Source organism: Neisseria sp. P0022.S010, from assembly GCF_051956635.1.
The window spans coordinates 1-14612 of the sequence record NZ_JBQCXF010000054.1; the positions used below are offsets into that span (position 1 = coordinate 1).

At 51.4% G+C, this 14612-nt stretch carries 13 protein-coding genes; 4 read left to right on the forward strand and 9 right to left on the reverse strand.

What is annotated here, in order from left to right:
* On the reverse strand, window positions 1-625 hold a 625-nt coding region (gene trpC / locus ACTHUT_RS07520; RefSeq protein WP_440418716.1), incomplete at its 3' end, for an indole-3-glycerol phosphate synthase TrpC.
* 141 nt (window positions 626-766) lie between these two features.
* Window positions 767-2239, reverse strand: coding sequence for a malate:quinone oxidoreductase (locus tag ACTHUT_RS07525; protein WP_254343461.1), 1473 nt, complete (start codon window positions 2237-2239; stop codon window positions 767-769).
* Window positions 2240-2670: 431 nt separating this feature from the next.
* Here ACTHUT_RS07525 and ACTHUT_RS07530 point away from each other — a divergent pair, with 431 nt between their 5' ends.
* The 4 genes from ACTHUT_RS07530 to ACTHUT_RS07545 all read left to right on the forward strand — a co-directional run bounded on the left by ACTHUT_RS07530 (window position 2671) and on the right by ACTHUT_RS07545 (window position 6016).
* The gene (locus ACTHUT_RS07530; RefSeq protein WP_440386573.1) at window positions 2671-3165 is read left to right on the forward strand and encodes a hypothetical protein; all 495 of its coding nucleotides are present in this window, start codon (window positions 2671-2673) and stop codon (window positions 3163-3165) included.
* Between the two features lie 82 nt (window positions 3166-3247).
* Window positions 3248-3877 (forward strand): 16S rRNA (guanine(527)-N(7))-methyltransferase RsmG, encoded by a 630-nt coding sequence (gene rsmG, locus ACTHUT_RS07535; protein ID WP_036493627.1) that lies wholly within the window; start codon window positions 3248-3250, stop codon window positions 3875-3877.
* A gap of 67 nt (window positions 3878-3944) precedes the next feature.
* Window positions 3945-4715, forward strand: a complete 771-nt coding sequence (locus tag ACTHUT_RS07540) for a ParA family protein (RefSeq protein ID WP_049336841.1) — start codon at window positions 3945-3947, stop codon at window positions 4713-4715.
* Between the two features lie 263 nt (window positions 4716-4978).
* On the forward strand, window positions 4979-6016 hold the full coding sequence (locus tag ACTHUT_RS07545; RefSeq protein WP_440386574.1) for a ParA family protein: 1038 nt from the start codon (window positions 4979-4981) through the stop codon (window positions 6014-6016).
* Window positions 6017-6081: 65 nt separating this feature from the next.
* On the opposite strand, the gene ACTHUT_RS07550 is transcribed toward ACTHUT_RS07545, so the two are convergent.
* The 7 genes from ACTHUT_RS07550 to ACTHUT_RS07580 form a co-directional block, all read right to left on the reverse strand.
* Window positions 6082-9036, reverse strand: coding sequence for a DUF3418 domain-containing protein (locus ACTHUT_RS07550; protein ID WP_440386575.1), 2955 nt, complete (start codon window positions 9034-9036; stop codon window positions 6082-6084).
* Between the two features lie 65 nt (window positions 9037-9101).
* Window positions 9102-10679 (reverse strand): phosphoethanolamine transferase, encoded by a 1578-nt coding sequence (locus ACTHUT_RS07555; RefSeq protein ID WP_440386609.1) that lies wholly within the window; start codon window positions 10677-10679, stop codon window positions 9102-9104.
* A 257-nt stretch (window positions 10680-10936) separates the two neighbouring features.
* A complete protein-coding gene (locus ACTHUT_RS07560; RefSeq protein WP_070825797.1) occupies window positions 10937-11524 on the reverse strand; it encodes a hypothetical protein in 588 nt (195 codons plus the stop codon).
* Window positions 11525-11638: 114 nt separating this feature from the next.
* Window positions 11639-13033: an ATP-dependent RNA helicase HrpA gene (gene hrpA, locus ACTHUT_RS07565; protein ID WP_440386576.1), complete on the reverse strand. Its 1395-nt coding sequence runs from the start codon at window positions 13031-13033 to the stop codon at window positions 11639-11641.
* Between the two features lie 108 nt (window positions 13034-13141).
* Window positions 13142-13528 (reverse strand): ribosome silencing factor, encoded by a 387-nt coding sequence (gene rsfS, locus ACTHUT_RS07570; RefSeq protein WP_002246503.1) that lies wholly within the window; start codon window positions 13526-13528, stop codon window positions 13142-13144.
* Window positions 13529-13586: 58 nt separating this feature from the next.
* Window positions 13587-14192, reverse strand: coding sequence for a nicotinate-nucleotide adenylyltransferase (nadD, locus tag ACTHUT_RS07575; protein ID WP_003749340.1), 606 nt, complete (start codon window positions 14190-14192; stop codon window positions 13587-13589).
* Window positions 14193-14209: 17 nt separating this feature from the next.
* Window positions 14210-14612, reverse strand: a 403-nt coding sequence (locus ACTHUT_RS07580) for a beta-class carbonic anhydrase (protein WP_440418717.1), incomplete at its 5' end; no start/stop codon positions are given.

Below are 14612 nucleotides of genomic sequence, written 5' to 3' on the forward strand. Positions count from 1 at the left end.
AGAGGTCGAGGGTTTGTTGCAGGGTCACTTCAAACGTACGCAGGTTGCGGTTGTTGACGCCCCACAACGGCGTGGTCATGTTGCGGCATTTTTCCAGCTCGGACGCATCGTGCAACTCCAACAATACGGTCATGCCCAATTCGTGGGCAACGGCTTCAAAACGCTCAAGCTGCCCGGCTTCCAGTGCGGCGGCAATCAGGAGAATTGCATCCGCACCCCACGCGCGCGCCTGATAGATTTGGTATTCGTCGATGATGAAATCTTTACGCAAGACCGGCAGCGCCACAGCCGCACGCGCCTGTTTCAAATACTCGGGCGAGCCTTGGAAGTAAGGTTCGTCCGTCAACACGGACAAACAGGCCGCGCCGGCTTTTTCATAGGCGGCGGCGATTTCGGCAGGATGAAAATCAGGGCGGATCAGGCCTTTGCTCGGGCTGGCTTTTTTGACTTCGGCAATAATGGCGGGCAGATTCTGCGCGTGTTTTTCACGGATCGAGCCGATAAAGCTGCGAACTGGCGCGGCTGCCTGCGCTTGGGCTTTGATGTCTTCCAAGGAAACGGCGGCTTTTTGGACGGCCACTTCTTCTGCTTTGGTGGCAAGGATTTTGTTGAGAATATCGGTCATGGCGTTTTTCTACTGAGCTGATTTTCGGGTTTGAATCGTGCAACATGCCGTTGCCGATTAGGTTTCAGACGGCCTGAATGCCGTTATTTTAATGGTTTGAAAAAAGGCGGGCAAGAATGCCCGCCTTTGTGCTTGCTTCAATTAGTGGTGTATGCCCAAAACGGTCGCATTGTGACTGATGATTTCGTCTGCCAAAGACGGATTGTCGTTCAGCTTGATGCCGTAACCGGGCACCAATTCTTTTAGACGGCCTGACCATGATTCGGCATGATCGGGGAAGCATTGGTGGACGAGTCTGATCATCAGCGGAACTGCTGTCGATGCACCGGGAGACGCGCCCAGCAATGCGGCCAACGAGCCGTCGGCATGGGCGACGATTTCGGTACCGAATTGGAGTACGCCGCCTTTTTTCGGGTCTTTTTTGATGATCTGCACACGCTGACCGGCGGTAATCAGTTCCCAATCGTCAGGGTTGGCTTCGGGATAGTAGTCGAGCAGCGAGGCGAAGCGTTCTTCTTTGGTTTTGCGCAATTCGCCCAAGAGGTATTTGGTCAGCGGCATATTGTCCCAACCGGCGCGGAGCATAGGATAGAGGTTGTCCATGTGGATGGACATCGGCAAATCCATGAGCGAGCCTTGTTTGAGGAAGTTGGGGCGGAAGCCTGCATACGGACCGAACATCAAATGGCGTTGGCCGTCCACGTTGCGGGTATCCAAGTGCGGAACGGACATTGGGGGTGCGCCGACGGAGGCTTGGCCGTACACTTTGGCGTTGTGTTGCGCGGCCGTTTCGGGATTGCTGTTGCGGAAGAAGAGGCCGGAAACCGGAAAGCCGCCGTAGCCTTTGCCTTCGGGGATACCGGATTTTTGCAGCAGGGTCAGTGCGCCGCCGCCTGCGCCGAGGAAGACGAAACGGGTGCGGAGTGTCAACGGGTCGTCATCGTCTTTGGTGCTGCTGGTTTTCAGCACCCATGCGCCGTCCGATTCGCGGTTGAGGTCGTCGACATGGCGGTTGAATTTGATTTTTACGCCTTTGTCGCTCAAGTATTTGACCATCTGGCGGGTCAGGCTGCCGAAATCGACGTCTGTGCCTTCGGCGGAGTAGTTGGCGGCGATGGATTGGTTTTCATCACGGCCGTTGACAACCAGCGGCGCCCATTCGGCAATTTTGGCGCGGTCTGTAGAAAACTCCATTTTTTCAAAGAGTTTTTGGTTTTTGAACACGTCGAAACGTTTTTGCAGATAATCGCAATGATCGGCGTTCATCACCAGCGACATGTGGGGGACGGAATTGATGAAAGAGCGGTCGGCCAGTTTGCCTTCTTCAACCAAAGATGCCCAAAACTGGCGGCTGATGTGGAATTGTTCGGCAATATTGAGGGCGCGGGTCGGATCGATCGTACCGTCGGCAGTCAGGGGGGCATAGTTCAATTCGCACAGGGCAGAGTGTCCCGTACCGGCGTTGTTCCATGCATTTGATGATTCCAACGCTACATCTTCCAGGCGTTCGATCAGGGTAATTTCCCAAGATGGTTCGAGCTCCTTGAGCAATACGCCCAAAGTGGCGCTCATAATGCCGCCGCCTACTAATACGACATCGGTTGCTTCAGCCATGGTTTTACTCCTACTAAAGTCAGGCATGGTTTGCCTTGTGGTTATCTATCATTATAAACAACTGATTTCAGAGGAATTGTTTTGTTTTTGTAGTGTGTGAAACTTTTTTGCCTGCTGAGTTTCCGAGCATAAAGGGCGGGAGGCAGTTTCGGTTTGGGTTCCAGATTTCAGGTCTTTATAATATGTTATTGAGAATTTAGTAGATTTTACGGAGAAATGCAAAGATTTTCTGTTCGGTTCATATAAAAATAAGAGATTAGGCCGTCTGAAAACGTTTTTTTAACCTTTATCCACCAACGTTTTCCAAGAAAAAAGAATTTTTCATTTCTTTTTTAATTGACCGTTTTTGTCAGCAATTTCAGCGCTAACAAACGTGAATCAACCGCCAATCTGCTATCATTTCGACTTATCCTGCAACAAGGCAAACCGCCATGTATCTGACACAAGAAAAACCCTACCGCCCCCTATTGGTCGCACTGATGTTCCTCACCCTGCCGCTGGCGATGATATTGCACAATATCGTGCAAATCGCCTTTTCAGATGGCCAAGGCCTGCTGATAACGGTCAAAGACGGCGCGTGGGCATGGCAAAGCGGCTGGCAGGATTCCGTCGCATGGTTCGTCTGCGGCATGTTTGCCTTCCTCAACCTGCCGATTGCCGGCGGACTGACCAAGCTGGCGTATAAAAAAATGATGCGCCGGCATTCGCGTTACGCCCTATTCCTTGCCGGTGTCGCAGCGTGTGCCTCAGCGGCGGCAGGCTTGATTTTTGAAGCCATCTTAGGCAATGCCGCATTGGCCGGTATGCGCGGACAAAGCGTGTTCTATTACACCCTCTCCGTATGGATCATTGCCATGCTGACCCTGCCCAAACAGCTCACGCGCGCGCCGGAGCAGCCCATCGTCTTTCACAAAATGAAACGTTGATTCAACAGGCGCAAACATTTTCAGACGGCATGCTTTCCGTTACCATTACATCCAACGCGTTTTAACCAATAAGGAATAACAAATGAATCAGGCGCAACAGCTCCGCGACGGCATACAGGCATTGGGTTTGGACATCGACGAAGCCAAACAGGCCAAACTGCTAGACTATGCCGCCCTGCTGCAAAAGTGGAACAAAACCTACAACCTGACCGCCCTGCGCGATCCCGCCCAAACCGTCAGCCATCATCTGCTCGACAGCCTGACCCTCTTGCCCTATATCGAACACGCGCAAACCATGCTCGACGTCGGCTCCGGCGGCGGACAGCCCGGCATACCCACCGCCATCTGCCGCCCCGACCTCGACATCACCCTCCTCGATGCCAACACCAAAAAAACCGCCTTTTTACAACAAGCCGTCATCGAACTCGGCCTTAAAAACGTCCGCGTTATCAGCGGCCGCGTAGAAGCCGCCGCCGACTGCCGCGCCGACGTCATCACCAGCCGCGCCTTTGCCGAACTCGCCGACTTCGTCAACTGGACCGAGCACCTCCTCAAAGACGGCGGCTACTGGGCGGCCATGAAAGGCGTATACCCGCAAGAAGAAATCGACAAACTGCCCGAAAGCGTCGCCGTCGAAAAAGTCGAAGCATTGCATGTCCCCCAACTCAATGCCGAACGCCATATCGTCATCATCCGCAAAAAGGCCGTCTGAAAACAACCCAAGCATACCGAATAACGGTACAATCCAGCCATCCACACTTAACACGACAGCAAAGCACATGAGCGCACAAATCCTCGCCGTCGCCAACCAAAAAGGCGGAGTCGGCAAAACCACCACCACCGTCAACCTAGCCGCCTCCCTGGCCTCCAAAGGCCGCCGCGTCCTCGTCGTCGACCTCGACCCCCAAGGCAACGCCACCACAGGCAGCGGCATCAACAAAGCCACCATCGAAAACGGCGTTTACCAAGTTGTCCTCGGCGAAACCGACATCCCCAACGCCGTCGTCCGCAGCAAAGAAGGCGGCTACGACGTATTGGGTGCCAACCGCACACTGGCCGGCGCAGAAGTCGAACTCGTCCAAGAAATCGCACGCGAAATCCGCCTCAAAAACGCCCTGCAGCTCGTTGCCGACGACTACGACTACGTCCTCATCGACTGCCCCCCGTCCCTGACCCTGCTCACCCTCAACGGCCTGGTCGCCGCCAACGGCGTCATCGTCCCCATGCTTTGCGAATACTACGCCCTCGAAGGCATTTCCGACTTAGTGGCCACCGTCCGTAAAATCCGCCAAGCCATCAACCCCGACCTCGACGTAACCGGCATCGTCCGCACCATGTACGACAGCCGCAGCCGCCTCGTCGTCGAAGTCAGCGAACAGCTCAAACAACACTTCGGCAACCTGCTCTTCGATACCGTCATCCCCCGCAACATCCGCCTCGCCGAAGCCCCCAGCCACGGCCTCCCCGCCCTCGCCTACGACGCCCACGCCAAAGGCACCCAGGCTTATCTCGACTTGGCCGATGAACTGATTGCACGGTTGGAAAAATAAACAGAAATATGAATATAAAAAGGCCGTCTGAAAGTTGGGAAATACTTTCAGACGGCCTTTGGTTTAGTTAGGAAGAACATTTTTAAAAAAGACCGCGTGCGTGCGTACCGCACACACGCGGTTGCAGGCTACGGCTTACTAATGCGCAAAAAGCAAATGGTAAAATAAATACTTTACAATGTATAATTTTTACCTTATAGTGTAAAAATCTCACGATAGCTAGTGAAAAAATATTTTTTAACTATTTAGAAAAAGGACTACTTATGAACAAATTTGCCTTTTGGAATAATAAAGGTGGAACAGGTAAAACTAGTTTGGCATTTCAAACTATTTGTACTTATGCACAAAAATACCCAGAAAAAAGAATTCTAGTTGTAGATTTATGTCCACAAGCAAATCTATCTGAGTTATTGCTTGGAGGCCAATCAGGTGGAGGAACACAACGATTCATGAAAATTATCCATGGTGTGGATACCCGTAAAAGTATTGGTGGTTACTTTCATAAAAGATTATCATCACCGTTTGATGCAAATAATATAAATCCTAATGATTATATTATTACTCCATACCATGAAGAGACACAACATGGAAATAATAATATTGCCAGTAACATTGATTTAATTTGTGGAGACCCACTCATTGAGTTACAAACCAGTGCAATGAATACATTATCAAATACAGAAATTCCAACAATAAATAGCTGGGAAAAAATTATTGATTGGCTGAATGATTTATTAAATGCGACAGAAGGTATGTATGATCAAGTGTTTATTGATACGAATCCAAGTTTTTCGATATATACGCAAATTGCCCTAGCTGCTGCTGATGGCGTAATTGTTCCAGTTATGGCTGATGACTCATCAAGAAGAGCTTTTCAAAATGTATTAGCACTGTTATATGGTATAAGGTTACCTTCTGATGTATATAAGCAATATACTTTTGCTACTAAAATGCAATCATATGGTAAAAGAGTACCTAAAATTAAACTTATTGTTAGAAATAGGATGACCCAATATATGGGGGAAGCATCTGCTTATAATGCAGTATTACAAGGTATTAATGATGATCTGCAAGATGCTATTTCAGCATATCCTGAATATTTTGACTTTAATAACTTAGAAAAAGGTACGGTAAGCATTAAAGATTTTGGCACTACAGGTGTTGTTTCTTTTGCAAGAGGCTGTCCTTTTATTAATATGAGCTCTGGTACTCTAACTGTGAATAAAAAACGAATCGTTGTGAAACGTGAGTATTTAGATACAATTCAATTTCATATCGGAGAATTAGTAAAAAAAATATAATTTGAAACTTGATTTAAAACCCACAATGTTATAAGTATAAAGCAAAGCATTGTGGGTGAAATGCGTTACCTAGATATTCCTTCCCACTCCTTCAACAACCTCTTCACCGACACCGGATACGGCGTCTTCAACTCTTGCGCAAACAGCGACACTCTCAATTCTTCAATCATCCATTTAAACCCTGCAAGGTCGTCTGAAACGGGTAGTCCTTGTTTCACCAAGCTGTCGGTTTTTTCCTGCCACATTTGTTCCAACTCTTGGATATCGGCTTCGCGGGCGGCGTCTCGTGATGGGTTGCTGCTGTATTTTTCAAGACGCAGGGTCATGGCTTTGAGGTAGATGGGGAGGCGCGGCCATTGTGCCCACGGGGTGCGGGTGGCGAAGCCGGCGGCGAGCAGGGTTTGCAGGCGTTGACGCAGGAGGTGGGTAAGCGGGTGTTTGCCGAGTTTGCCGTTGAGTTCGGCGTAGGCGGCGGCGGTTTCCTGCAGGTAGCGGCTGAGGGCTTCTTTGACGGCAGGCAGGCGGCTGCGGGCGCGTTTGATTTGTTCTTTGAAGGCTTTTTCGTTGCGCGGCAGCTCGTCTTCGCCGATAAAGGCGCGGTCACAGACGGCCTGTGTGAGGTCGTCGCGCAGGGTGTCGGCGTTGATGTGTTTGAGCAGCATGGCGGCTTGGGTGAAGCCTTGGATGCCTTTGTTCAGGTCTTTAACTTGTTCTTTTAGTTGCAGTTTCATGAGTTCGATCACGCCTAATCTGTGGGCTTGTTCGGCGGCGGCAGATGTGTCGAACAGGCGCAGGGCGATGCGGCCGTCTTTTTCTTTTTGCAGGCCGAGGTAGCCGGTGAGCTGTTGTTTGCCGCGTGCGAACTTGATGGATTCGGGCAGAGTGCCGATGTCCCATGTGGTCACGTTGTCGCGCTCGAATTCTTGGGTGTTGTCGCGGAAGGTGACGGCGGCGGCTTGGCCGAGCTGTTGTTGCAATTCGTGCAGTTTGCGGCCGCCGGCAAGCTCTTGTCCGCCGTCGTCGATAATGCGCAGATTCAGATAGCAGTGTTCGGGCAATTCTTGCGCCGCCCATGCGTCTTGGTCGATTTGCTCGAGAATCCGCATATCGCCGGCGCTCTTGGCGATAAAGTGTGCCAACTGGGGAATGATGGCCGCTTGGCGGTCAGGATTGCTTTCGAGAAATTTGGTGATGAAATCGGGTACGGGCACGCAAATGCGGCGGATTTGCTTCGGCAGTGCTTTAATCAGTAGCTGGATTTTTTCACGTAACATACCGGGCACCAGCCATTCAAGCGACGGCGCGTGCAGGCGGTTGAGGACGGTCAGCGGCACGGTCATGGTCACGCCGTCGAGCGGATGGTGCGGCTCGAAGCGGTAGGAAAGTTTGAACTTGCCGTCTGCGGTTTGCCAGAATTTGGGGAATTGCTCTTCGGTAATGTGCGCGGCGGCGTGTTGCATCAGATCGTCGCGGCTGAGGAACAGCAGGCGCGGATTGTCGCGCTCGGCGGTTTTGAGCCAGGCTTCAAAGGTACGGATATCGGCAAGGGGCAAAGGTTTCAGACGGCCTTTTTGAGATGCTGGCTGCTTTTTGGGTTTGGGGTTGTCTGAAACATTTTGTCGGGTATGTGAACTCGGTTCACGCTCGCGGTTGGACGCATCTTTGGCATCTGCGTGCGCGGCTTGCGCCACACGCCCTGCGTTTCGCTGGTTTGCTTGTCCGTTTTGTCCGGCTACGTTATCCGACTGGGTTTGTCCGCCCTCTTCACTTCCCCAAACGCCGCCTTTCGCATCTTTCCACACCAGCTCGGGCAGGCGTTCGTTATAAAACGCAAACAGGGCTTCGTCATCGACCAATACGTCTTGCTTGCGCGATTTGTGTTCGAGTTCGGTAATTTCTTTAATCAGCTTTTTATTGTGGACAAAAAAGGCCGTCTGAAGATTGCTTTCCTGCGCCACCAATGCGCCGCGGATAAAGATTTCGCGCGCTTCTTCGGGTGCAACTTTGCCGTAAGACACGGGGCGGCGCGGCAATACGGTCAGGCCGTAAAGCGTCACGCGTTCGCTGGCGACGACTTCGCCGCGTTTTTGTTCCCAGTGTGGCTCGAAATAGTGGTAGCGGACGAGGTGCGGCGCTTCCTGCTCTATCCATTCGGGCTGGATAACGGCGACGTCGCGCGCGTAAAGGCGCGTGGTCTCAACCAATTCTGCCGCCATCACCCATTTGGGTTTGGCTTTGAACAGGGCGGAGGCGGGAAAAAGGTGGAAGCGGCTGCCGCGCGCACCGGTGTAGTCGTTGCCGTCGGGCGATTTCATGCCGACGTTGGCGATAAGGCCGGTCAGCAGGGCGCGGTGGATTTGTTCGTAGCCGGCTTCTTTTGCGGCGCGGATTTGGGCGCGGTGTTGTTTCTTATCCAGTTGTTTTTGTTTGAGTTTGGCCGCTAAATCTTGGTCACCTTGGCTTTCAGACGGCCTTAATTGTTCTTGGGAAGGAGGTTGTCTAAACGCGGCTTCTTTGGTGGTTAAGCCCATTTCAATCGCGGTTTGGGCAAGCTGGTGGTGCAGCTCGCGCCATTCGCGCATCCGCAGGTGCGACAGGAAATATTGGCGGCACCATTGCACCAGCTGCTTGTTGGACAAACCTTTATCACGCTCGCGCTGGAAGCTGTCCCAAATATTCAGATAGGCAAGAAAGTCGGATTGCTTGTCGGTAAAGCGTTCATGCGCCTTGGCGGCGGCATCGCGCGCTTCCAAAGGCCGCTCGCGCGGGTCTTGAATCGACAGCGCGGACGCAATCACCAGTATTTCCGCCATACAGTCGTGCTTCTTCGCCGCCAGCAAAATACGCGCGATTTTCGGGTCAATGGGCAGGCGCGCCATTTGTTCGCCGAGCTTGGTCAGGCGGTAGCGCGTGTTGGTACCGATATGGCCCGAACTGTTCTGCAGGCCGTCTGAAACATTGACTGGGTTGGATCGGGCATCCATGCCTGATCCGCGTACTTGGTTTTTCATATTTTGCATAGTCTTGTCGGTCGGGCATCTTCCCCGACATCATCTAAATTTGTCTTTATTGGTTTTCACGCCGCTTATTGCGGATAAACATATTCCGCCTTGCCGTCGCGAATGTTCAAGCTGCCTGCATCGCCTGTAATCAGATTGCCCGTTACCGAGCCTTCGCTACAACCTGAAACCGGCATATCGTAGCCCAGCGTGTGAATCAGGAACGTTGAAAGCTGCTGATGGAAGGCAATCTCGCAAGGTGCAAAAGCTTGGTTGGCAGCCTGTTGCACGACCTTATCCGGGCTGTACAACACCAGCGGCACGAGATAGCTGTCGGGCTGCACCGTGCCTTGATTGTAGGTATCTTGGCGCACATACTGACCATGATCGGAGGTATAGGCAAACAGCCAGTTGCCGTCAGGCTGCTTTTGCAGCTGCTCGAATACGGTTTGAATCATTTGGTCGGTTTTGTGGATGGTGTTGTCGTACTTATCCACAATATTGGCTTCGCCGAATACTTTATCTTGAGGCTGCAACAATACGCCGTATGGGACGTGCGAACCGCGTTGGTGCAACACGATAAAATGCTTGCCCTGCTGCAAATTGATTTTGTCAAACAGCGGCAGCAGCTTCTCATCAGGCATATTGTCGCTGTTGCCGTAACCAAGCTGCGTCGGCTGAATCAGATGGTCTATCCATTTCTTACCGATTAAGTTCAAAATCGCCATCTCGTTTTCAGCCTGCGCGCTGTAAAAATACGTTTCATAGCCCTGCTCTTTGGCAAGGCGGAACATATTGGTATCGCCGCTGCTGATTTGCTCATAGCCGTTGGCATGCGGTATCGCATTGAAAAAGCTGGGCAGGGACACAGCCGTCATCAACGCGGCGGAATAGCTTTGTTTCACAATCGGCTTAAAGTCGGCTTGCGAAAGCTGGGTCAAAAACGGCGAAGTCTCACGCCCGTAGCCAAACAGTTTCAAATGCGCCGCGCTTTCGCTTTCGCCCATAATCAGGACGATATTTTGAATACCGCCCTGCCCGATTTTGCTTGGCGCAGGCTGTTTGAACACAGGAATCTTGCTTAAATCAAACAACTGATACGGCAACACGCGCCCGACAAAATAGCCGAAACTGAAATAATTGGCTTTGATGCGGCTGTATGTCGGTTTGGGCGAAATACCGTGTTCCTGCGTCGTACTGAATGAGCGTCCAAAAATCAGCAACATCGCCGCAATAAACAAAATATCGGCGGCAAAATGCGTCTTACGGCGGAACTTGGCAAGACTGCAAAACAACACGACTTCCAACACGCCCCACACCACAGGCAGCCACAACTTATCCAACATCGACGCGCCCGCGCTGCCGACTTCGGTAACCTCTTTCAGCATCAGCCAATAGTTAATGCCCGTCATCCAGCTTTGATAAACCGCATAATGCACATTATTGGCAATAATGCTGAACGCGAAAAATAGCGCAATCAACAAACGCGTCGCCTTATAACGCGCAAACAGATACAGCGCAGCAATCACAAATGTCAGCGCAAACGTTTCCGCCATTTTCGCCGCCGGCAGGGTTTCAATCCCGAATACAAAGCGATAGGCAATTTCGCTGGCAGTAAGTAGAAATGAATACAGAAAGAGAACGAAAAGGGATTTTTTCATAATAGGAAGTTCACAATAAAAGTTGCATGCCGGGTTTTGGGTGTGCGGCAACGGTATTCTTCAGCAGCTATCTGTTTACAGATTGTTTTTCAAAAAACGAGTTCGTCTGAAAGTGGTTTGTCATTTGTCAGATTGTGTCGAGCATGAATACCCAATCTACTCTATTTATAGTGGATTAAAATTGCAATGATACGGCGTTGCCAACGCCCTTATGTACTACCCGTACACGGCGGGCGTTGCCGCCTTGTCTCATTTTTATTTTAATCCACTATAATTTTTCCTTTTAAGAATTTTCCAGTCGTTCCATTCAGTTTATCTCTTGAAATTAATTTGGCTTTAAATTCAAAATTTTTACTGATTCGCACAATTAATAGTTGTTCAAAACTTCCTTTTTTCTTCACGACTACTTGGTTATGTTGTTTTAAAGGAGATATGGTTTTCACTTCAACCAGTTTTCCGTTAATGAAACCATCAGAACCTTCGTGGTTAACGTCCTTATGCCTTTTTAATCCGTATTCTAATTCAGCATAAAGTTCACCTAGTTCTCCCCAAATTTGTAAATATCTTCCTGTAAGTGAATAATATTCTTTTGCATTTTCAATTAAACTATTAAATATTTGCTCTTTAAAATAAGCAGTTTCTTCGTCTTCAATTGTTTCATAACTGACTTGAACATCCGTATCCCAATCTTTAATATCATCAAATAAATTATCAATAATTTGGGTATTTCTATCATCATCTAAATAAACAGCCTCGTAAGGTGCATATCCACAAACTGCGGCTTCCATAATTTCTTCATTACTATAACCACGGTCTCGCATTTCCCATAAAAAATCATAATCACTCATGTTTATACTCCATATATTTTTGTTAATTTTCTAACAGATAGGTCGGACATTTATGTCCAATATTTTTTATAGCTCATCCATCTTCGTCGGGCATTTATGCCCGACCTACGTTTTTCAGACGACCTCCACCGCCCCCAATTCCAGCAACACCTGAAAACCATCATTGATATACCGCTGGTCCGGTGCTTCGAGGAATGGGAACGCCGCCACATCGCCCAGGTTCAGCGATGCCATGCGCAGGATGACGGCGGCGAGGTTGCTGCGGACGATTTCGGGGTCGGTGAATTCGGGGCGGCTGTTGAAATCTTCTTCTGAAAACAGTCGGATACATACGCCTGCGGAGACGCGGCCGCAGCGGCCGGAGCGTTGGCGGGCGGCGGCTTGGGAGATTTTTTCGACATGAAGCTGCTCCACTTTTGCCCGTGCGGAATAGCGTTTGACGCGCGCGAGGCCGGTGTCGATGACGTATTTGATGCCCGGCACGGTGAGTGAGGTTTCGGCGACGTTGGTTGCTAACACAATGCGGCGTTTCGCGCCGGTGGGGTGAAAGATTTTGTGCTGTTCGGCGTGCGACAGGCGTGCGAACAGGGGCAGGATTTCGTCGTTGCGGCGCAGCGTGGATTTTCGCAGGGCTTCGGCGGCTTCGCGGATTTCGCGCTCGCCCGGCAGGAACACCAAAATATCGCCTTCGCCGTAGCGCGCCAATTCGTCGGCTGCATCGACAATCGCGTCGGTCAGCTCGACTTCTGCGTCGTCTTCGTCTTTGCTGGCCAGCGGGCGGTAGAGGATTTCGACGGGATAGGTGCGCCCGCTCACTTCCAGCACAGGCGCGCCGTTGAAGTGTTGGGAGAAGCGTTCTGCATCTATCGTTGCCGAGGTGATGATGACTTTCAAGTCGGGGCGGCGCGGCAGCAGCTGTTTCAAATAGCCCAAGAGGAAGTCGATGTTCAGGCTGCGTTCGTGCGCTTCGTCGATGATAATCGTGTCGTAGGCGGCGAGATAACGGTCGGTCTGGGTTTCCGCCAGCAGGATGCCGTCGGTCATCAGCTTGACGCAGGCATCGCGCGAGGTGTGGTCGGTGAAGCGCACTTTATAGCCGACCGCGCTGCCGATTTCCGATTTCAATTCTTCGGCAATTCGCTCCGCCACCGAGCGCGCGGCCAAACGGCGCGGTTGGGTATGCCCGATCAAACCCGCCGCCCCGCGTCCGAGTTCCAAACAAATCTTGGGCAGCTGCGTGGTTTTGCCCGAACCGGTTTCGCCGCATATAATCGTAACCTGATTTTCGGCAATGGCTTTTTTGATTTCGTCGAGTTTTTCGTGAACGGGCAGCGTGTTATCGAATTCGGGCTTGGGCAGTTTGGACAGGCGTTGCAGATAAAGATCGTGCGATTTTTTGTATTTTTCTTCAACCTTGGCCAAGCCGCCGTATTTTTTTGGGTTTTTAAAGGCGGATTGCAGAAAATGGCGGTCTTTGGAGAGGGTTTGGGCGAAATCGGGTTGCGGCATGATGGTGCAATAAATTGAATAATGTGAAAAGAATGGAATTATAGCAAAAGGCCGTCTGAAACTTGCTTGCTTTCAAGTTTCAGACGGCCTTTGTATGGATAAACCGTTTTAGTCGGCGGCGTGCCAAGGTTTTTGCATACCGGCGTGGAAACTCGGTTTTTCTCCGCCCCACAAGGTGTCGATGTCGTAGAAGTCGCGCACGGCAGGGAGCATGACGTGGACAACGAGGTCGCCTGCGTCGACGAGCGTCCATTCGCCGCTGTCGCCTTCGGTGCTGAGGATTTCGAAACCGGCTTCTTTCAAATCGACGGCAACGTTGTTCGCCAGTGCTTTGACTTGGCGTGTGCTGTCGCCGCTGGCAATAATCATGCGGGCGAACAGGGAAGTTTTGTCTTGAGTTTCCAAAACAGAGATGTCTTTGGCTTTAATGTCTTCGAGGGCGTTTACGGCCACTTCGACCATTTTTTGCAGGTCTTGCAATTCTTGTTCGTTCATTGTTTTCCTAGTTGAAATGTTTTCAGACGGCATTATAGCTTATCTGCCTGAATAAACGCTATTTTTCATAGAGTTTGTGTTGGCGGATGTATTGGGCAACGGGTTGCGGCAGGCCGTCTGAATGGTGCGTTTTGGCAAGATTGGCACGGATTTGGGTGGAGCTGGTGTTGTGCAGCGGCGCGTTGAGGATGCGGACGCTGCCGTTTTGCAGGGCTTCGCCGAGCCATGCGTGCAATTCGCGCGGGGTTTTGTTGAGGTTGTCGCCTTGGCGCATGGCGATGGCGATATGGGTCTGGCGCACAAGGGTTTGCCATTTTTTCCATGTGTGCAGCTGCATCAGGCTGTCGCTGCCCATCAGCCACCACAGTTGCGCGCCGGGAAACTGCTGGCGGAAGATTTGGACGGTGTCAAACGTATAAGTCGCGCCGTCGCGGACGATGTCGCAGTCGCTGGCGGCGAATTTCGGCTCGTCGGCGATGGCGAGTTCGACCATATTGAGGCGCTCTTGTGCCGGCGTGCGCGTGCTGTCTTTGTGGTACGGGTCGCCTGCCGGCAGGAAGACGACGAGGTCCAAACCGATTTCGTCGGCAAAGGCGCGGGCGATGTGGAGGTGGCCGTTGTGAATGGGGTCAAACGTGCCGCCGAATAATCCGATGTTTTTCATTTTGGGTAGTGTCTGCGTTAGATGTTTTGGCCGTCTGAAGCAGGCAGGCTGCCGTCAACAATCAGGTTGAGCTTGCCGGTGGTCGGGTGGATGACCAGGCCGTGGATGGCGATGTTGTCGGGCATCAGCGGATGTTTGCGAATCAGCTCGACGGTATGGCGCACGCTGTCTTCGACATCGTCAAAACCGGTCAGCCAGTTGTCCAAATCGATACCGGCGTTGCGCAGGGTTTCGATGCGGTCGTCGGGGATATTGCTGTCATGTACGCGTTGGAGGAACTCTTCGGCGTGCAATCCGCGCATACCGCAGTCGTGGTGGGCAATGACCATGATTTCTTTGACTTTGAGTTCAAATACGGCCACCAACAAACTGCGCATCACCGAACCCCAAGGGTGGGTCACCAGCGCGCCGGCGTTTTTG